This is a genomic window from Acidovorax sp. LjRoot204 (assembly GCF_056175785.1).
Window position 1 is genome coordinate 1 of record NZ_JBGFFF010000091.1, and the last position, 19273, is coordinate 19273.

General features: G+C 60.2%; 20 protein-coding genes and 2 tRNA genes. 9 read left to right on the forward strand and 13 right to left on the reverse strand.

Translation table 11 applies throughout. The features are described 5' to 3' along the window. Positions 1 to 308: hypothetical protein (locus AC04MI_RS16050; protein WP_476498147.1), on the forward strand; the 308-nt coding region annotated here is incomplete at its 5' end. Positions 309 to 575: 267 nt separating this feature from the next. Beyond that, positions 576 to 1103 (forward strand): hypothetical protein, encoded by a 528-nt coding sequence (locus tag AC04MI_RS16055; RefSeq protein ID WP_476498148.1) that lies wholly within the window; start codon positions 576 to 578, stop codon positions 1101 to 1103. Positions 1104 to 1243: 140 nt separating this feature from the next. On the opposite strand, the gene AC04MI_RS16060 is transcribed toward AC04MI_RS16055, so the two are convergent. Next, entirely contained in the window at positions 1244 to 1837 is a 594-nt protein-coding gene (locus tag AC04MI_RS16060; RefSeq protein WP_476498149.1) for a hypothetical protein, read from the reverse strand. Between the two features lie 117 nt (positions 1838 to 1954). After that, on the reverse strand, positions 1955 to 2209 hold the full coding sequence (locus tag AC04MI_RS16065) for a hypothetical protein (RefSeq protein ID WP_476498150.1): 255 nt from the start codon (positions 2207 to 2209) through the stop codon (positions 1955 to 1957). Between the two features lie 295 nt (positions 2210 to 2504). Here AC04MI_RS16065 and AC04MI_RS16070 point away from each other — a divergent pair, with 295 nt between their 5' ends. Continuing rightward, entirely contained in the window at positions 2505 to 2999 is a 495-nt protein-coding gene (locus AC04MI_RS16070) for a hypothetical protein (protein WP_436078199.1), read from the forward strand. Positions 3000 to 3051: 52 nt separating this feature from the next. Here AC04MI_RS16070 and AC04MI_RS16075 read toward each other — a convergent pair whose 3' ends face one another. Both AC04MI_RS16075 and AC04MI_RS16080 read right to left on the reverse strand, forming a co-directional pair. Next, positions 3052 to 3225 (reverse strand): hypothetical protein, encoded by a 174-nt coding sequence (locus AC04MI_RS16075; protein ID WP_165836546.1) that lies wholly within the window; start codon positions 3223 to 3225, stop codon positions 3052 to 3054. A 340-nt stretch (positions 3226 to 3565) separates the two neighbouring features. Further along, entirely contained in the window at positions 3566 to 5317 is a 1752-nt protein-coding gene (locus AC04MI_RS16080) for a PAS-domain containing protein (protein WP_436078200.1), read from the reverse strand. A gap of 348 nt (positions 5318 to 5665) precedes the next feature. On the opposite strand from AC04MI_RS16080, the gene AC04MI_RS16085 reads away from it, so the two are divergent. After that, complete coding sequence (locus AC04MI_RS16085; protein ID WP_436078201.1) at positions 5666 to 6007, forward strand: I78 family peptidase inhibitor; 342 nt, start codon at positions 5666 to 5668, stop codon at positions 6005 to 6007. Positions 6008 to 6051: 44 nt separating this feature from the next. Here AC04MI_RS16085 and hemW read toward each other — a convergent pair whose 3' ends face one another. From hemW to AC04MI_RS16110, 5 genes are all read right to left on the reverse strand, one after another. Then, positions 6052 to 7230, reverse strand: coding sequence for a radical SAM family heme chaperone HemW (gene hemW, locus AC04MI_RS16090; RefSeq protein ID WP_436078221.1), 1179 nt, complete (start codon positions 7228 to 7230; stop codon positions 6052 to 6054). 82 nt (positions 7231 to 7312) lie between these two features. After that, positions 7313 to 7912: an RdgB/HAM1 family non-canonical purine NTP pyrophosphatase gene (rdgB, locus tag AC04MI_RS16095; RefSeq protein WP_436078202.1), complete on the reverse strand. Its 600-nt coding sequence runs from the start codon at positions 7910 to 7912 to the stop codon at positions 7313 to 7315. 49 nt (positions 7913 to 7961) lie between these two features. After that, on the reverse strand, positions 7962 to 8696 hold the full coding sequence (rph, locus tag AC04MI_RS16100) for a ribonuclease PH (protein WP_056060554.1): 735 nt from the start codon (positions 8694 to 8696) through the stop codon (positions 7962 to 7964). A 125-nt stretch (positions 8697 to 8821) separates the two neighbouring features. Next, positions 8822 to 9724 (reverse strand): PP2C family protein-serine/threonine phosphatase, encoded by a 903-nt coding sequence (locus AC04MI_RS16105; protein WP_056060550.1) that lies wholly within the window; start codon positions 9722 to 9724, stop codon positions 8822 to 8824. 82 nt (positions 9725 to 9806) lie between these two features. Further along, on the reverse strand, positions 9807 to 10823 hold the full coding sequence (locus AC04MI_RS16110) for a serine/threonine protein kinase (protein WP_476498151.1): 1017 nt from the start codon (positions 10821 to 10823) through the stop codon (positions 9807 to 9809). A gap of 90 nt (positions 10824 to 10913) precedes the next feature. Between AC04MI_RS16110 and AC04MI_RS16115 the strand changes: the two genes are divergently transcribed. From AC04MI_RS16115 to AC04MI_RS16130, 4 genes are all read left to right on the forward strand, one after another. Further along, positions 10914 to 11816, forward strand: coding sequence for a YicC/YloC family endoribonuclease (locus AC04MI_RS16115; RefSeq protein ID WP_476498152.1), 903 nt, complete (start codon positions 10914 to 10916; stop codon positions 11814 to 11816). 36 nt (positions 11817 to 11852) lie between these two features. Next, the gene (gmk, locus tag AC04MI_RS16120; RefSeq protein WP_056060545.1) at positions 11853 to 12473 is read left to right on the forward strand and encodes a guanylate kinase; all 621 of its coding nucleotides are present in this window, start codon (positions 11853 to 11855) and stop codon (positions 12471 to 12473) included. 16 nt (positions 12474 to 12489) lie between these two features. After that, positions 12490 to 12693 carry a DNA-directed RNA polymerase subunit omega gene (gene rpoZ / locus AC04MI_RS16125; protein ID WP_476498153.1) on the forward strand — a complete coding sequence of 68 codons (204 nt, stop codon included), beginning with the start codon at positions 12490 to 12492 and terminating at the stop codon, positions 12691 to 12693. Between the two features lie 97 nt (positions 12694 to 12790). After that, positions 12791 to 15070 carry a RelA/SpoT family protein gene (locus AC04MI_RS16130; protein WP_056060542.1) on the forward strand — a complete coding sequence of 760 codons (2280 nt, stop codon included), beginning with the start codon at positions 12791 to 12793 and terminating at the stop codon, positions 15068 to 15070. 71 nt (positions 15071 to 15141) lie between these two features. Here AC04MI_RS16130 and greB read toward each other — a convergent pair whose 3' ends face one another. The 4 genes from greB to hrcA form a co-directional block, all read right to left on the reverse strand. Further along, positions 15142 to 15708, reverse strand: a complete 567-nt coding sequence (gene greB, locus AC04MI_RS16135; protein ID WP_436078204.1) for a transcription elongation factor GreB — start codon at positions 15706 to 15708, stop codon at positions 15142 to 15144. A gap of 79 nt (positions 15709 to 15787) precedes the next feature. Further along, a tRNA-Arg gene (locus AC04MI_RS16140) sits at positions 15788 to 15864 on the reverse strand. Positions 15865 to 16069: 205 nt separating this feature from the next. Beyond that, positions 16070 to 16146: transfer RNA gene (locus AC04MI_RS16145), tRNA-Ile, on the reverse strand. 50 nt (positions 16147 to 16196) lie between these two features. Next, positions 16197 to 17201, reverse strand: a complete 1005-nt coding sequence (hrcA, locus tag AC04MI_RS16150; protein WP_056060538.1) for a heat-inducible transcriptional repressor HrcA — start codon at positions 17199 to 17201, stop codon at positions 16197 to 16199. Between the two features lie 691 nt (positions 17202 to 17892). On the opposite strand from hrcA, the gene AC04MI_RS16155 reads away from it, so the two are divergent. Further along, complete coding sequence (locus AC04MI_RS16155; protein WP_436078208.1) at positions 17893 to 18057, forward strand: hypothetical protein; 165 nt, start codon at positions 17893 to 17895, stop codon at positions 18055 to 18057. The last annotated feature ends 1216 nt before the right edge of the window (positions 18058 to 19273 follow it).

Below are 19273 nucleotides of genomic sequence, written 5' to 3' on the forward strand. Positions count from 1 at the left end.
GGGTAGCGCAAAACGCTGTACTGGTGTTGGGATGGACAATCGTCTTTTATGGTTATGCTCTCGGCGCGACCGTGCTCATTGGCCTGCCCAGCTTTCTCGTGCTCCGAAAACTTGGATTAGTGCAGTGGTGGTCGGCCACCGCGTGTGGTTTCATTGCCGGAGCGATAGTCTTGATTGCCATCGACCCAAACGCAGCATCGTCACGGCCGAACGACTTTGCTGTATTGGGAGGAATTGGTGGGCTTTCAGCGTTTGTTTTCTGGCTCGTTCGGCGATTCGGTCTGCGGCGGTTTACTCCCGATGTCTAGCATGATGCCCAACATCTCAGCCCACGTGGACGCGCAGCCCCTCAACGAGAAGAGGTTGATCTGCGTAAGCCCCCAACTGCACCTCTGACGAATGTCCGTTATCGCCGTCTCGCGATGGCTGCTTCTGGCCGAATTCTGACCCACAGCGAGGGGCGCTAGCGGGCCCGTAGCAGTCTGTGAGTCTTGAGTCAAAAAGCGGTCAGTAGCGATAGTTGATTAGCATTCCAGTGACTTGGCTATCGACGATCAATTTTTACGTAGCAATTCATGCGAACGCTCATACCCCTGCTGTTTGCGTTGACCTCCTTCGCCGCAACTGCTGATGCGCCTAAGGCAATCCTTGATATCAAGACGAGGTGTATCGCGAGTGGCTCTGCAATCGAGTTGCGCTTCGACGTTCGCAACCTAGGTGATCGGACCAAATGGATCTACCCGGATACCGAGCCGTGGTCTCCAGCTTTTCGAAGCAATAGATTTTCGGCTCAACTAGCAGAAGGAACTTTGAAGGAGCTTCGGGGACCACTGGCATTTGGGCACTCCGTCGAGGCCGTGAAAGTACCTGCAAATGGATCAGCGCAAGGAGTGATCCAGCTGCATTACGCATTCCCCGAAATCGTGTTTGCTGCTGCAAATCAGCCCGTTCGGTTGTCGTGGCAATGGCAAGGACTTGCAAGCTTCTCCGAGCAATTCGAGGAAATTTCACCAACCACGCCTTTTGAGGGAAGTGTCAGCATTCATGCAGGAGATTGCACGGAGTCCATCACAAGACGTCTCTCGCGACATGCTTCGCCTTGACGTTGAGCGTCCGCTTCTCGATGCAACGTGAGGCTGCTTCTGGCCGAATTCTGCCCGACAGCGAGGGGCCCTAACGGGCCCTGAAGAGACATTTGATGCGCTCCGGAGCGGGCGTTCGCCGCCAGTCTTAGAGCGCGAAATCACTCCCCTATGCGCGTCGGGAACAAATCTGGACCGATAGTCTGAAGCCCGACCAGCCCGGTGTTCATGAGCGCGTCGGCGAGTTCATCACTGACAGCAAAGCGCCCAATCTCGGCCAAATAGGCAAGCGGCGCGTCACCAATCGCTCCTTCCTTGAGCACTAGCTCGTCAATGTCCTCTGCCATACCGAATTCCTCGTCGTAGAACCCGATGACTGAGTGCTCGCGGTCGATGGCACTGTTCAAAATTCTCTGAGCGTTGAGTGCAAAGTAGCGCCCTACGAGCTGCTCCGAGCGATAGCGCACTTGAAGGGGCAGGTACTCGCACTCGCATTCAAACTCCCTCAATACGTTCACGAGCCGAACGGAGGCAATCCGGAATGGGACTGTGGACATGAAGTCAGCGAGGCCTCGGGGCCGCTCACGGTCGTCTTTGATATCAACCCGAATCAGCGGCCACGTTGCCACGTAGGATTTGCCCATGTTCAAGTGGAACCTCTCGTGGCTGTCCCACAGCCGATGAAGGTCCGCGAGATTTGGAGAGGCAATCGGCGCAGGCGTGTCTCTGGAAAGGTCGAAGCTGAGAAGTTTCATGATGTGCTCTGCGAAACGATACAGCACTCATACGCGTGCGGCCAAACGGCGTTTAGCGGGCTGGCACAAACTTCCGCTCCTGGCCGAGTGCCGTAGTTTGCAATGCACATGATGCTGTCACACACCAAGATGGCTCAACAGACGGTCAAGCTCTCCGTCAGGGTGTCCTTTGCCGTCAAGCCTCATATCCCAATGCCAAATGGCTTGAATTTCGGGGGTAGCAATGTTTTGAAATACCTTGGCAGCAACCCAAGCAACATCGGTCCGATTAAGCCGGAAGCTTTGAGCGATAACTCGCAATGCGACCGATGGCGAACCAGCAGCTAGCTCAGCGCGGGTAGCGGAAAGAATCTCGGGTGTAGCTTCGAACATCTGGTCTTGCGGTGTTGATGAGGAGAGCCGAACGACTGCACTTGGCCGAATTCTGCCGGACGATTTATGCACGAAACAGCGCAAGGCAGCTCGTGAGTATGCTTGCTCGGCTTTGGTTCGAAAACCACAGTCTCCGCCAGTTCTTGGCCCGGCGCAGCTACAACAGCGAAATGTGCGCAAAGGCCAGTGCAGCAACATGTCTGTGGCTGACCACCCCTCACCCAACCCGATTCACAAGAACGCATCTGCCCCCTAGACTGCGTTTTTACTGAGCCTTGCCGCATCCATGGGCAGGATGGAGAAATTGGGTGCGGGCCTGCGGCCTGAAGTGACTAGCCATGTCGAGGAGAGAAAGATGTTGTCGTCGGCCCTCTACGCATCGTTCTTTTTCACGGTGGCCCTGCTGGTCACCACCGCCTACTTCTTGATGGGTGGTCTGCCGCTTCTTACGCTAAAACATGACACCCCACTGGACGCGCGGTTCGTTCGGGGGTTTTTCAACGTGTACTACCGTGCTGCGTTCTGGGCGTCGCTGGGGGCATTTGTCAGTTATGCGCTTTGGGGCAGGTACCCCTTTGCCATCGGCGTGGCGGTCAATGCCTGCATCGTCTCGCTACTGCGCAAGCACTTGTTGCAAGCCATGCAGCAGCTCGGTGCACAGATCGAGGCGAGTAGCGACGGAGCGATTCACCACTTTCGCCGCGTGCATTCGGCGGCGCTCTTCGTCAACCTGGTTCAGCTGGTGGCGATCGTTTGGGGGCTGTTGTGGTTGTCCCAGCAGCTCAAGTAGACCTCCCGGTGGGGTGCCACGCCGGGCCTGTGCCCTGCGTGTGGCCTTTCTTTCACCTCGCCAGTCCCGCTCCCTGCGGTGCGATGGGGGTCAAATCTTCAGGGCGGCACACCTCTTCGCTGTGCGCCAACCGAATCCACAGGCCGGTGCGTTTGATGATGACGTAGTCCACGCTCACCGTTCTGCCTTTGTAGAGAAATTGCGTGCCGGGTTTGTACAGAATCATTCTTGTGATGTAGCGCGCTGGGATGGCTGGGTGATGACGGCATCGCCCGTACCGCAATGGTGCCGACAGATGGACACTGGGGCTTCGCGGCTCGGCAAAAGGCCTACGGCGCAGTCGCTTTTTTCACCCCCGTGGTGATGCCGAAGGGCGGGCAAAAAAAAGCCCGCAGGCTGCGGGCTTAACACTTGCGCGATGCAAGCGGGAGGGATGTCGAGGGGATCGACAGACCAATGTTAGGACGGTGACCAATGTGGGCATGTAGGACAGGACCGATTCCTCCAAGCTCCGTCGATCAGCAGCAGAAAGGGATCGTGGGTTAAGCGCCCGGGCAGCCCACCGTTCACGTTCCGTAAATCCTTGCGCAGCCCCGCCCCGTGGCCTTGGCCAGGTACATCGCGGAATCGGCCTTGCGCAGGAGTTCTTCGGCCTCGGTGCCGTCACCGGGCGACAGGACAATACCGATGGACGCGCCGATTTGCAGGGCGTGCGCCTCGATCTCGGTGGGCTGCCCCAGCGCCTGCACCAGGCGATCGGCCAGGCGGTAGGCGCTTTCGTGGTCGGACACCCCACGTTGCAACAACGCAAACTCATCACCGCCCAGCCGCGCCACCACGTCGTCCTCGCGCGCAGCCTGCGTCAGTTGCCGGGCCACCCAAACCAGCAACTGGTCGCCCACCGCGTGGCCGTAGCGGTCGTTGATGGGTTTGAAACCGTCCAGGTCCACATACAACACGGCAAAGCCACGGCCCAGGCGGTGCACATCGGTGGCGGCGGACTGTAACGCTTGCAAAAAGGCGGTGCGGTTGAGCAAGCCCGTCAGGCCGTCGTGCTCTGCCACATGGCGGATCTGCTGCTCGGCCTGCTTGCGCTGGGTGACATCGGTGAAGGTGCGCAGCGCGCCGCCGCCTTTGATGGGCACGGTCTGGACCTCCAGGATGCGGCCATCGGGCCGGGGACGGTCATACACCTGGGGCTGATCGACCCCGCCATTGCTGTGTCGCAGCAGGTCCTGCACTTCCTGCGATGCGCCCTGGAATTCGCCACGAGCCCGCAGGTAGGCCAGCACATTCACCAGCGTGGGCTTGGATGCCATCAGCTCGGCCGGCAGGTCCAGCAGTTCCATGGCCCGGCGGTTGCACAGCTCGACCACCCCCGTGGCGCTGATCTTGGCCACGCCCTGGTCCATGTGCTCCAGCGTGGCTTCGAGCAGGATGGATTTCTCCCGCAATTGCGCCTCGCTGTCGCGGGCGCTGCGTTCGGCCTGCGCCAGCAAGCGCTGCTGGCGCTTGAGCTCGGTGATGTCCACATGGGCGTAGAACACCGTGCCGTCGCTGCCCTGCTTGGCGATGACGCGGCTCCAGCGGCTGCGTGGCAAGGGCACTTCAAACGGCGCCCCCGCAAAACGCATGTGCTCCTGCAAGGTCGAAAGACCGTCGTAAAACGGTGCCATGTCGCCCTCGCCCCCGACGGACCATGCGTGGCGGTACACCTCGTCAAATGCCAGACCCATTGCGGCAGCGCGGTCTGGCAGGTGGTACATCTGCATGAAGGGCTGATTGACCCACTGGATGCGCTGGTCTTCAGCGCAGATCATCAGCCCATCGGGAATGCGGTCAAACAGTTCGGTGCTTTCGATCACCGGACTGCGCAGGTAGCCGGGTTCGTGGATGTCGGCGCTGGATTGCGCGGCCATGTCAATGGATGCGCTCTGAGCCGGTAGCGCCTCGGCACGCCACACACGCACCCGCCCCCCGCCATCAATGGGCAACGACGACACATGGACGCGCAGCCCCCGGTGCTCAAAGCTGTAAGGCCGGGTCTGTGCGCGGTGCCGCTCAACACCGGCCGTGATGTAGCGTTCGATGTTGGGCAGCTCCTGGGCATCCAGCCGCTGGGTGTAGAAGCGGCGCAGGTTGGCCTCGTAAGGCTCGCCTACGTACACATGCCCCGCGTGCTCTGGAAAGAACTTGAAGAAGGTACTGTTCCAGGCCAGCGTGCGGTCGCTGTCGTCAAACGCACACAGCGCAACATCCAGACCATCCAGGGTGTCGCCCAGGGCACGGATGAGGCGAAGGCGGGAATCGTCAGGCATGGTCAGAAGGTTCGGTACGGCGACGTCGACACAGGCCCGCGCATCACGCAGCCCCAGATGGCAAGGGCCCGCCGTTGCCAACACACAACGCACAACGCACAACGGCTGACGCTCCATTGTGCGGAACCGGGCTTACGGCAACCCGTCGAGGAGTGGTGGCCCAGCGATCAGTTGGCGAGCATGTTGCCATCTCACAACACATCTTGATACAAGTCAAGAACCCGCTCCAGCGGAGACGGATGCAGGCAACAGCCCGTTACGGCTGGAAACCGGCCCATATTGCTACGGAAACCCCATGGCACCTGCATTCCGCTATGGTGGGCGTTTTGAACTCAGGAGCCCGCTGCCATGATGAAGACCCGCCCCACTTTTGCCGTCGCCTGCTGCCTGGTCCTGGGAGCGGCCGTCACCGGTTGCGCGGGTTATGGGCAGACACCCGCGCTATCGGCGGGCTCGGCCGCYGCGGGGTCTGGATCATCCCCCGCCAGCGTGTGCAACGCCCAGCCCGCGCAGTTTGTCGTGGGGCAAAACAGCACCGCATCGGTTGTTGAATCTGCCCGTCAGCGCTCGGGGGCGCAGACGGCGCGCATCCTGCGCCCCGGCCAGATCATCACCAAGGAATACGACACCCAGCGGCTGAACCTGGAGGTGGACGGCACCGGCCGCATCCTCGCCGCAAAGTGCGGTTGAGATGATGTTGCGCTGCCGATGAGGGGTGACTGAAACCCGCGCGGTCAGTCCGCCAGAAACAGCTCCTGCAGATCGCTCAGGAAGTCAAAGCCCCGCTCGGTAGGCCGTACACGCGCCATGTGGCGCTCGATCAGGCCCTTGCGCTCGGCGGCCTCCAGGCCCTTGGCGATGGCGGTCAACGGCAGGCCTGTGCGGGTCATGAAGTCCTGCAGCGCAAAGCCTTCGCGCAGGCGCAGGGCGTTGAGCATGTACTCAAACGGCAGATCGGTGCGGCGCACCTCGTCGTCCTGCGCCACGGCATGGCCTGCCAGGGCGTTGTCCATGTAGCGCGCGGGGTCCCGAAAGCGCACCTGTCGCACCACGCGGTGCGCAAAGCTCAGCTTGCTGTGCGCSCCSGCGCCRATGCCCAGRTAGTCGCCRAACTGCCAGTAGTTGGTGTTGTGAAAACACTGGTGGCCCGGCTGCGCATACGCAGAAATCTCGTACCGCACCATGCCCGCCTGCCCCGTCATCTCCGTGATGCGGTCAAGCATGGCGTAGGCCTGGTCGTCCTCGGGGATGGCCGGGGGGAACTTGGCGAAGTAAGTGTTGGGCTCAATGGTGAGGTGATAGATGGAGATGTGCGGCGGCTTGAAGGCCAGCGCGGTTTGCAGGTCCTGCTCCAGCTCTGGCAGCGTCTGGCCCGGCAGGGCGTACATGATGTCGAGGTTGAAGGTGTCGAAGGACGCAGCGGCCTCCTCCACCGCCGCCATCGCCTGGGCACGGTCGTGCACGCGGCCCAGGGCCTTCAGGTGCTGGTCGTTAAAGCTCTGCACCCCTACCGACAGGCGCGTGACACCCGCCGCGCGGAAGGCGCGAAAACGGTCTTTCTCGAACGTACCGGGGTTGGCCTCCATCGTGATCTCGCAATCTGGCTCCAGCCGCAGACGGGCGCGGATGTCGCCGATCAAACGGTCGATGGCTGCGGGCGAAAACAGGCTGGGCGTGCCGCCGCCAATGAAGATGCTGTGCACGGACCGCCCCCAGACCAGGGGCAGCGCGGCCTCCAGGTCGGCCATCAGGGCATCGATGTAGCGCTGCTCGGGCACCTCGCCACCGGAACCACCCGCGCGAAATTCGTGCGAGTTGAAGTCGCAGTACGGGCATTTCTTGAGGCACCAGGGCAGGTGCACGTACAGAGACAGGGGCGGCAGACTGGGCAGCTGCAACAGGCCCGGGCGCATGTAGTGCTGGATGTCGCGCACCACGGCAGGTTCGGCCTCGGCCTGTGGCGTGATCGGAATATGAACCACGGTCAGCGCCCTTCTACAACCAGCGTTCGCGCATCAGCGCCAGCATCTGTGCGGCCGATCGGCCCCGGTGGCTGTGGGCGTTTTTCACCTCCACGGGCAGCTCGGCAAAGGTCTTGCCGAACTCGGGGATGAACATCACGGGGTCGAAGCCGAAGCCGTTGCTGCCCCGGGGTTCGGTGGTGATCTCGCCCACCACGCGGCCCACGGCGATCAGCGGCTCCGGGTCTTGCGGGCTGCGCACGGCGACCAGGGTGCTGACCATGGCGGCGCGGCGGTTGGACACACCTTGCAGTTGCTCCAGCAGGGCGCGCACGTTGTTGTCGTCGCTTTTCTCGTAGCCGAACTGGGTGCAGTAATACGCGGTATCCACGCCCGGCAGGCCGCCAAAAGCGTCCACACACATGCCGGCATCGTCGGCCAGCGCCGGCAAGCCTGTGTGTTCGGATGCAAACCGTGCCTTGGCCAGGGCGTTTTCGACAAAGGTGCGAAAAGGCTCCTCGGCCTCACCCACGCCCAGCTCGGCCTGCCGTATCAGCTCCACGCCCAGGGGCGCAAACATGGCCTGCAACTCGGCCAGTTTGCCGCGGTTATTGGATGCCAGAACAATTTTCATGGTCAAAATGGCCGCAAGCGCTAGTGAAATATGCGCAAGCAGCTATCAATTAAGGAGTATTTTGCAGGGCTTGCTGCTGCAGCTGCACCAGCTGGGCGATGCCCTGTTCGGCCAGCCCCAGCAGTTGGTCCATCTCGGCGCGGGTAAAGGCCACGCCTTCGGCTGTGCCCTGCACCTCCACATAGTGGCCTGCGCCCGTCATCACGACGTTCATGTCGGTGTCGCAATCCACGTCTTCCACATATTCCAGGTCCAGCAGCGGCGTGCCCTGCACGATGCCCACCGAGATCGCCGCCACTGGCTGCAGCAGGGGCGACTGGGCGATCTTGCCGCTGGCCAGCAGCTGGTTGACCGCATCCTGGGCCGCGACCCACGCGCCCGTGATGGCAGCCGTGCGCGTGCCACCATCGGCCTGGATCACGTCGCAGTCGAGCTGGATGGTGCGCTCGCCCAACAGCTTGAGGTCAAACACGGCGCGCAGGCTGCGACCGATGAGGCGCTGGATCTCCTGCGTGCGGCCGGTCTGTTTGCCCCGTGCGGCCTCGCGGTCACTGCGGGTGTGGGTGGCACGCGGCAGCATTCCGTACTCCGCCGTGACCCAGCCCTCGCCGCTACCGCGCTTGTGCGGGGGCACACGCTCTTCCACCGAGGCGGTGCAGAGCACCTTGGTGTTGCCAAACTCAATCAGCACCGAGCCTTCGGCGTGCATGGTGTAGTGGCGCGTGATGCGCACAGGGCGCAGTTGGTTGGCGGCGCGGTTGCCGGTTCGGATGAAGGTGGTCATGTGATTCTCTATATCAAGCGAGTCGCCCACCTGCGTCATGAGGTGGGCGATGAAAGGCGAAAAAACCTGATTCCATGCATTCGCATGGAGGGAGCCTGGATGCAACCCACAGCGCCGATGGCAGTTCAGGCCTTGCGGGCAGCAGAGCGACGGATGGCTTCGTTGATTTCGGCGATCGACCGCTCAATGGCCGCATCGTCCAGGTCATCCACCAGCCCATCGAGCGGGCCCGCCTGGATGGTGGACGCAAACACGTCGTCGCTGATGCTGTCCGTGGACACCCCCTGGGTGGACTCGAACGCATCTGGCGTCTCCCACTCCAGAGCCACCACGGTCACGTTGTCACTGCTTTCCCCGGCTTTGCGAAGGGCATCTTCCACCAGCTCGGGCACAGCGTGCGACACGGTGTTGCGGCCCAGCTGCTTGGCGATGTCTTCGTCGCTGAGCGTGCCCCACAGGCCGTCTGAGCACAACAGAATGCGGTCGCCCTGCTCCAGGTACACAGGGCCGGTAATGTCGTAAATGGGCTTGGTGGGGGAACCCAGGCAGGTGAACAGCACGTTGCGGTTGATCTTGTCCAGACCAGGGGGCGGCGTGTTGCGCAGCTCCATGTACGAGTGGTCCCGCGTACGGGTCAGCAGATCGCCATCGCGCACCATGTACAGGCGCGAGTCTCCGCAATGGATCCAGGTAGCGGTACCGGCCTGCAACACCGCCGCGACCAAGGTGGTGCGCGGTGTGTCGAGCATGCCTTTCTCTGTGGCGTAGCGCAGGATCTGGTGGTGTGCCGCGAGCAACGCGCCGGACAGGAACTCCTGCACATCCTTGAGCTGGGGTTTGGCCTGGCGCTGGAACAGCGCCGAGATGGTCTGCAGCGCGATCTGTGCGGCCACTTCACCTTCAGGGTGGCCACCCATGCCATCGGCCAATACAAACAGGCCCGATTCGCGCGTGTAGCAATAGCCCATGCGGTCTTCGTTCTTCTCGCGGCCGCCACGGCGGCTGATCTGGAATACCGAGAACTTCATAAGGACTCACGCAAACAAGGATGCACCCGGGCGCCATCCGTGGACATGTACCTCGCCCGAACCCGCATTGCGTGCGTCTGGTTCATTTGGGCTTGGCTCCGATACCGGTGGCTTCACCCACCTTCTGCACATTTTTCTTGGTGTCAGACACCAGGGTGTCCAATTGCAGTCGCATCTTCTCGGCCACCGTGAGCTTGGTGTAGCGGCGCTCRCCYTCGCGGCTGAGCTCTTTCTGCAAGGCAAACACCGACTGGGGGCGGGACAGCGGGTCAAGCGCCATGCACCACTCCACCACCTCGATCAGGTTGTCGGAATACACGCCACGCAACTTGGTCAGGGCGAGCGACAGGCGGTCCTTGTCCACGCGCTGCGGCGCCTCGTTGGGCGGAWAGCCCTGCATGCAGGCGTARATGCAGGCGCCGATGGCGTAGATGTCGGTCCASGGSCCCATCKRCGARTCGCGCCGGTACATCTCGGGYGCRGCAAAGCCGGGGGTGTACATSGGSCGGATGAARWTGCCCTCCTTGCTSAGCACYTCGCGCGCSGCGCCGAAGTCGATCAKCACSGCCYKGTYGTCGTCGGTGAYGAAGATGTTGGCGGGCTTGATGTCCAGGTGCAGCATCTTGTRCTGGTGCACGATGCGMAGGCCGCGCAGCACTTCGTCGAACAACGAGCGGATGGTGGACTCGCGGAACACCTTCTGTGTCTTGAGGTCGCGGGCGGTGATGATGAAGTCCTGCAGGGTCGCGCCCTCCAGATAGTTCATCACCATGTAAACGGTTTCGTTCTCGCGGAAGAAATTGAGCACGCTCACCACGGAGGCGTGCGAGATCTGGGCCAGCGAGCGGCCCTCTTCAAAGAAGCTCTTGAGSCCSAGSCGGTASAGCGAGAGCTTTTCGGGCGGCACCTTCGGAAGCAACTCACCAGGAGCGCGGGTCGCCAGGGACGAAGGAAGGTACTCCTTGATGGCCACCTGCTGGCCTTCGGCGTCGAGGGCCAGATAGACCACACCAAAACCACCGGAGGACAACCGGCGCACCACACGGTAACCGCCAATTGCGGTATCGGGCGGCAAGGGGGCCGGTTTGATTTTTGACATATTTTGCGAAGATGATTCGGGGGTAAGGCGGAACCCGGATAATCGCCGGATCGCAAGCAACCATCAAAAAGTCCAATGCCAGTTTACAGCATGACCGGATACGCCAGCGCACAGCATGGCGCATCTGCCACTGGCGCTGAAACCGACGCCCGCGCCCCCCAGACGCGCCGGCTGGGACTGGAAATCCGATCCGTCAACAGCCGCTTTCTGGACCTGTCGTTTCGCCTGCCTGACGAGCTGCGCGCTATGGAGCCCTCGCTGCGCAGTCTGCTCACAGCGCGCCTGAAACGCGGCAAGGTCGAAGTGCGAGCCGCCCTCGACACCGACGACAGCAACAGCCTGCAAGACCCGCCAGCACGGCTGCTGCAGCGGCTCAACTCTTTGCAGGACTCCGTCAGGGCCTGGCTGCCCAGCGCTGCCCCCCTCACCGTGGCCGACGCCTTGCGCCTGTGTGCCAATGCACATTCGGGCACCGAGGACTGGAGCGAAGCCGTTCCGGCCCTCGCCGAAGAAGCCCTGACCGCCTTGCTGGCCGCCCGCGAACGTGAGGGCAAGCGCCTCGCGACCATGCTGCTGGATCGCGTCAAGCAGCTGCGGGCCTTGGCCGAACAAGCCGTCCCCATGGTGCCGCTGCTGGTGGAGCAGCAACGCCTGCGTTTCATGGAGCGCTGGAAAGAGGCAATGGCCCTCACCGACGGCTCTACCCTCCCCGAGGCAGCCCGTGACCGCGCATTGACCGAGGCCACSGCGTTTGCCATCCGCATCGACGTGGCAGAAGAGATCACGCGGCTGGATTCGCACCTGGATGAAATCGAGCGCCTGCTGAAAAAAGGTGGCGAAGTGGGCAAGCGCCTTGACTTCCTGATCCAGGAACTCCACCGCGAAGCCAAYACRCTGGGCTCCAARTCKGCCGCGCTSGASCTCACCCGCATCRGCGTGGACATGAAGGTGCTGATCGAGCAGATGCGCGAGCAAGTGCAAAATATCGAATGACACTCACTTTTTGATAGCGCCTGACGCACATCAACCATGGACTATCCAGGAAATCTCATCGTCGTGGCAGCACCCAGTGGTGCCGGCAAGTCCAGCTTGGTCAAGGCCTTGCTGGAGCTGGACTCGCATGTCCACCCCTCCATCTCGCACACCACCCGTGCGCCCCGCGGCCAGGAAAAGCATGGCCGCGAATACTTCTTCGCATCGGAGTCAGAGTTCGATGCCATGGTGCAAGGCAACGCGTTTGTCGAATGGGCCCATGTGCACGGCAACCGCTACGGCACCTCCAAGAAAGCCATCGAAGAGCGCATTGCCCAGGGCTCAGATGTGATTCTGGAAATCGATTTCCAGGGCGCACTGCAGATCAAGCAGGCATTTGCCAATGCGGTGCTGGTTTTCATCCTCCCGCCCAGCTGGGAAGAACTGCGATCGCGGCTGGAGCGGCGGGGCGAAGACTCTGCGGATGTCATCGAGGTACGCCTCAAAAATGCTGCCATCGAGATGGCCCAGGTCAGCAAATTCGACTTCGTTATAATCAATGAGTTGTTTGAGCGCGCGCTTTTCGACCTGAAAGCCGTAGTTCACGCCCAGCGACTCAAGTACGCCGCTCAGCGCCGCGCCCGTGCTGACACCTTCCAGTCGCTCAATATCACCTGAATCCCCGGAGTAAACGATGGCACGCATCACCGTAGAAGACTGTCTGGAAAAGATCCCCAACCGCTTCCAGCTCGTACTGGCCGCCACGTACCGCGCCCGCATGCTCAGCCAAGGCCACGCTCCACGCATCGAAAGCCRCAATAAGCCCGCCGTGACTGCCCTGCGTGAAATCGCCGAAGGCAAAGTGGGTCTGGAGATGCTCAAGAAGGTTCCCGGTTGAACGTTCTGCTGGGCAATGCCCACCCAAAAGCACCGCGCCAGCGGTGCTTTTTTTTGCCCGAAAGCCCTCTGGCGCAGTCCCGCGCTACATTTAAGGCATGAACGCGGTGCTCAATTCACCTTCTGCAACGCAGCCCCGCCCGGGTGACCCATCTCCGGCAGGCAATCTATCGGCAGCCGCTGCGGCCGCCAATGCGGCTGCGGCCAGCTTCGCCGCACTGACCGATAGCCTGGACTACCTGGACGCCGTCAGCATCGAGCAGGTGCGCCAGGCGTACCGTTTTGCTGACGAAGCCCACCTGGGGCAGTTGCGCAACAGCGGTGAGCCCTACATCACCCACCCTATTGCAGTGGCCGCACAGTGCGCGGCGTGGAAGCTCGATGCCCAGGCGCTGATGGCCGCGCTGCTGCACGACGCCATGGAAGACTGCGGCGTGACCAAGGCCGACCTGATCGACCGGTTTGGCGCCCCGGTGGCCGAACTGGTGGATGGCCTTACCAAACTGGACAAACTGCAGTTCAACACTCGCGAAGAAAATCAGGCCGAGTCGTTYCGCAAAATGCTGCTGGCCATGGCGCGTGATGTACGCGTCATCCTCATCAAGCTGGCCGACCGAACGCACAACATGCGCACGCTGTCGGACATGCCGCGCAGCAAGTGGGGCCGCATCTCGTCCGAGACGCTGGAAATTTACGCGCCTATTGCTCACCGCCTGGGCCTGAATCAGACCTATCGTGAGCTGCAGGACCTGGCCTTCCGACACCTGCACCCCTGGCGCTATGCCACACTGGCCAAGGCCGTCAACAAATCCCGCAACCGCCGGCGCGATCTGGTTCAGAAGGTGCAGGCCGAAGTGGATGCCGCCTTCTCCAAGATCGGCATGAAGGTGCGCCTGGCAGGCCGCGAGAAAACGCTGTATGCCATCTATCAAAAGATGGACCTCAAGCACCTGAGCTTTGCCCAGGTGACGGACATCTACGGCTTTCGAGTCATCGTGCCGACTGTGACCGATTGCTACACCGCCTTGGGTGTACTGCACCAGATGTACAAGCCGGTACCTGGAAAGTTCAAGGACCATATTGCCATTGCCAAACTCAACGGCTATCAGTCTCTGCACACCACCCTGGTGGGCCCCTCGGGCGTGAACATCGAGTTCCAGATGCGCACCGATGAGATGCACGTGATTGCCGAAGCCGGCGTGGCAGCACACTGGCTGTACAAGGCCCAGGACGGGGAAGGTACGGCAGCCGAGCGCCTTGGCACCAAGTGGCTGCAGTCCTTGCTGGACATACAGAACGAAACGCGGGATGCGGCGGAGTTCTGGGATCACGTCAAGGTGGACCTGTTTCCCGATGCGGTCTACGTCTTCACACCCAAAAGCCAGATCATGGCGTTGCCGCGCGGCGCCACGGTGGTGGACTTTGCCTATGCCATTCACAGCAATGTGGGAGACCGGACGACCGCCGCCAAGATCAATAACGAGCAGGTTCCGCTGCGCACCGAACTCAAGAACGGGGATGTGGTGGAGATCATCACCGACCCCGTTTCCACACCCAACCCAGCGTGGCTTGGTTTTGTGCGCACGGGTCGAGCACGGTCCAAAATTCGCCATTACCTCAAAACCTTGGCCCAAACCGAGTCCGAAGGGCTGGGTGAAAAACTGCTGACCCAAGCCATCCGAGCGGAAGGCCTCGAACAACTGCCCCCCGTCAGCGCTGAGACCCAACCGCTGTGGGACAAGCTGCTGCGCTTCACCGGCAATCGCACGCGCAGCGAGCTGATGACCGATCTGGGCCTGGGCAAACGCATTGCCAGCATCGTCGCCAAACGATTGATGGTGCTGATGTCGGAGCATGGCCACCGTCCGGATGCTCTGCTTATGACTCGTGAGCGCTACACATCTCACGAAACCCTGTCGCAAGGGGCCGTCACGCTGGATGGCAGCGAGAATGCCTCTGTGCAATATGCCACCTGCTGCCGTCCCGTGCCGGGCGACAGCATCGTCGGTTATCTGGGCCGCGGTGAGGGACTGGTCGTGCACAACGCACATTGCAGTGTCGCCAAACGTCTGCAGCATAAAGACAGCGAACGCTTCATTGCCGTGGACTGGTCGGACGAGCCCACCCGAATGTTCGAAACGGGCGTGGTCGTTACCGTGAACAACGGCAAGGGGGTGCTGGCACGCGTGGCAGCGGAGCTTGCCAATTCAGAGGCCGACATCACCCACGTGGACATGGACGATGAGGCAGCCTTGGACACCACGGATCTGCGATTCATCGTGGCGGTTCGCGATCAGGCCCATCTCGAGCTGGCATTGCGCAACCTGCGCCGCACACAGGCTGTGCTGCGTGCAGCCAGGATTACTCCACAACCCTGACACCTCAGCACGGCACCAAGCCCTGAGGTCGATACGACAGGCGCGCAGCTCGGCGTCTGTGTGCGAACGGGTTACGTAGCGACACTACGAGGCGGGTACTGCACCTCCACCACCTCCAAATGGCGCACTCCGCCCGGCGTGGGTAACTGCACCTCGTCCCCAACGCGCGCCTTCAGCAGCGCCCGGGCCACAGGTGAAATCCAGCTGACCTGACCCATACGGCTGTCGGCCTCGTCGATGCCCATGATGGTGATCGTGCGCTCACCATCCTCGTCGTCGGAGTAGGTGACGGTGGCTCCAAAGAAGACCTGTTCACTGCCCGCATGCAAACTAGGGTCCACCACCTCGGCGATCTCAAGCCGCTTGGTCAAAAAACGAATGCGCCGATCAATTTCGCGCAGGCGCTTCTTGCCATAGAGGTAGTCGCCGTTTTCAGACCGGTCTCCGTTGCTGGCCGCCCAGTGCACCACATCCACGATCTTCGGCCGCTCGCTATCGATGAGATCTAGAAGCTCTGCCCTCAGGCGTGCATAGCCTGACGGGGTGATRTAGTTTTTGCCACCCGGCGGCAAAGGAGGCAGTGCCAATCCTTCGTCATCGTCGGCGCTATCGGTTTCCTTGGTAAAAGCCTTGCTCATTGCCAGAACTCTCCAATCAGCGCAAAGCGCCTGGACAAATGAAAAAGCCTGCAATCTCACGATTGCAGGCTTTAAACATTGGTGCGGCTGGCAGGAATCGAACCCACGACCCCTTGGTTCGTAGCCAAGTACTCTATCCAGCTGAGCTACAGCCGCTAAGCTTCGAATTATAGCATGATTTCTTGGCGACCCTTGAAATTTGCTTTCTTTCTGATTGCTTTCCTGGATCAGGCCATGCAAACAGACACTCAATTCAACGCAAGCCGAGATTGTAATGCACGATGAAGGCTCCAAAAACAAACTGAGCGATTTGGATCACAAAACACATCGTTTGTTGATGGATTCACCCTGCGAGCAAGGGTGGTAGGGCGTGTTGGACTTGAACCAACGACCAAAGGATTATGAGTCCTCTGCTCTAACCAACTGAGCTAACGCCCCCAGCCATGCTCCAGCGCTATACAACGGGGCAAGCGCCGTATTGTAGGGGCTTACTTGCGGTGGCTGAGCGCGTTGGACACCAGCTTGGAGGTGATGTCCACAATCTGGATCATGCGGTCGTATGGCATGCGCGTAGGACCAATCACGCCCAAAGTCCCCACCACCTTGCCATCAACCTCATAGGGGGAGCTGACGATCGAAAGCTCTTCAAAGGGCACAACCTGGCTCTCGCCACCGATGTAGATGCGCACCCCCTCCGCTTGGCTGGAGATGTCCAGAAGGCGAAGGATTTGTGTCTTCTGCTCAAACAAGTCAAATGCCCTACGCAGGTTGCCCATGTCGCTGGAGAAATCACTGACGGACAGCAGGTTGCGCTCTCCAGAAATCACCACCTCGTCCTGCGCCTCGGACAGTGCCTCTGAGCCTACGTTGACTGCCGCCTGCATAAGCGATGCAATCTCTCCGCGCAATACATCGACCTCGGACTTCAAACGTTCTCGCACCTGCTCCATTGCGAGTCCGGCGTAGTGGGCATTCAGGAAGTTGGAGGCCTCTACCAGTTGCGACTGGGAGTGATCCACCTCGGTGAAGATCACGCGATTCTGTACGTCACCTTCCGGCGACACGATGATCACGAGGAAGCGCTTTTCGGAGAGTCGAAGAAACTCTATGTGGCGAAATACCGAGGTACGCCGAGGCGCCATCACCACTCCAACGAACTGGGAGAGGTTGGACAACAGCTGTGCGGCGTTGGCGATGACTTTTTGTGGCTGTTCAGGTGCCAGCTGGGGCGGCATGACAGACTCCCGCTGCACCGTGAGCATCGTGTCCACAAACAAACGGTATCCACGCGCTGTGGGAATACGGCCAGCGGAGGTATGTGGACTCGCAATCAGCCCCAACTCTTCCAGGTCCGCCATCACGTTTCGTATCGTGGCAGGCGACAAATCCAACCCGGACGCGCGGGAAAGGGTACGCGACCCTACGGGCTGCCCATCAGCGATGTAACGCTCGACCAGGGCTTTGAGCAACAACTTGGCACGGTCATCGAGCATGGAATGATTTTACTTTTGTAATCGTGTTTTGGCCCAGCGGTGCCGGCCTCCGAGGCGGTGGGGGTGGTCACGCAAGCTGCTGAGCGGCTCGCCAAGCATATCCGCCAGATTGGTCTGGTCGCACCAGCAGGAAGGGCAACGCCCGGCGGCCTGGGCCACATCTTCATCAGGCAAGGCACGCATTCAGCGCCACATTTTGGCTTCTGGTTGACGGACAGGTTACACCCACCGTCTACTCAGGCCCGCCAGCGCCCCACGCCGTGGGGCAGAATTCGGCCATAAGCAGTCATTCATCCTCGATGCGCTCCCTCCTATTTTTTCTTGGACTAACGCTGATAGCAGTGGCTCAAAGTAGCCAGCTCGGAAGTTCTAGCTCCAGCGCAAAATCAGCGCTTCCGAACTTGGTGTACGGTTTATTGAATTGGATAGCGGGTGGAGAAGGCAAATGGCTCGCCACGATTGCTGGCATCTTGATGCTCGGATGTGCACTCGTGCTAAAAAATACTGCCAAGCGTTCAGCGCGCTCCAAAGCTGACTAGCGGCCAGGAGCGGGCATTGGTAAATGGAGGTGGCAACAATGGCAACCCAGGATCTAAGGTCTTCTTGGACAGTCACGTCTCGGCACTTGATTGCAAGTAAAGGTCACCTTCCGTCTCCACTCCCCAATGAGGCGTTAGACGCTCTTCATCAGATGAATGAGTTTCTAGATCACAACGAACTCGGGCTGGCGCTGGAAGAAGCTGAATTCCTTGGCAACCTTTGCCATTCCCCTCCAGCTTTTTGGGCGGAACTACAGTTGGCGGCAGAAAACATGGGATTGAGCGAAGCATCATCACGCTTTGCAGCTCGCCTGTAGTTAAGCCTCGCATCCACAAACTAGGCAAGGACGGCTCAGGGCCCTGAGCGGTCTCTCAGTTGCGTGCCTCAAAGCGATCATTGAAAGATGTGTGTGAATTGCCTTGGGATGTTTGGTAGCCTAAGTGACCGGTACAGGCCCCCCCCCATGACTTGACCTGGAGCCATTCAAGGCCGAATAAAACTATTCATTAGAGTTGCAAAAATTGTCCCCAAAGAACATGTCCAAATGACAATTTTCATCTGCAAGCAGGGCAAGCCTTCGTATTTTTTGCAGAACCGAGACAGGTATTTGAGGACACTTTCGTTTTCGTTTTGCAGTGGATATCGCACGAGCAGTATCAACAACCAGACTACAAGGATGGCAACAAAAATTAATAGTCCAAAGTGTTCAAGAAATAACTTCATCTCGGCAGTGCAAGGGTGTGTGCGGGATATTTCGTGTAGAGCAAAGACAGACAGAGGTCACGGTCTACTTTGATTGAACATGCAATGCACTACCGGCACAACTTTTAATTTGCAGCACGAGGAGGGGCGTGGAACAGAATGGGTCCCTCACTGTATGGCTGTGATCAGCAACAGCTGACTGCGACTGGAGTTTGTTAGCTGCAGACGGTCAGAGCGAAAGCGTTCGCTGTCCGGGGCTGAGGTGGCCGGGCATTGTTACGCGGCAGAGAGTTCGTTTCACGCTGGACGTTTTCACATCTAGATGGTCTACGCCCTTGCACCGTCTTGCCCGTCGTTGTTTAAGGTCCGCTTTCACCTGCCGACACTGACTGTACCTGGCCGGATTCTGTCCCACGGCTAGGGACGCTAGCGGGCCCAGAGCAGCCAGTCCGCGCCTTGCAGAAGATCAAAGCCTAGGGACTTAAGCGTTTCACAAGAACAGGCTTATGGTTTCCCTGTTCATAGGCGAAATAGTAAACCTCTGCGGGCATTTCATCGGGGGCACATCGGTTGGGACACAGTACTTTCAGTATCTTTTGCCCCCCGCTGGACTCTTGCAAAACCCAGTTCTGAAACTGTTTGGCGCTGCCATCCTCCTGCGGAGGCCCCAAGAGTTGATGTAGCTCGCGGATTGTCTTACCTCCTAGGGCTGCGCTCCATTCAACTGGGGGCGAAAGCCGCTTGCTGTCTCCACATCCGGCTTGGCAAGTTGCAATTGAGATCACAACTAAGAGGTATCGTCCAAAGTACAGCATCCGACTCCGTTGTAG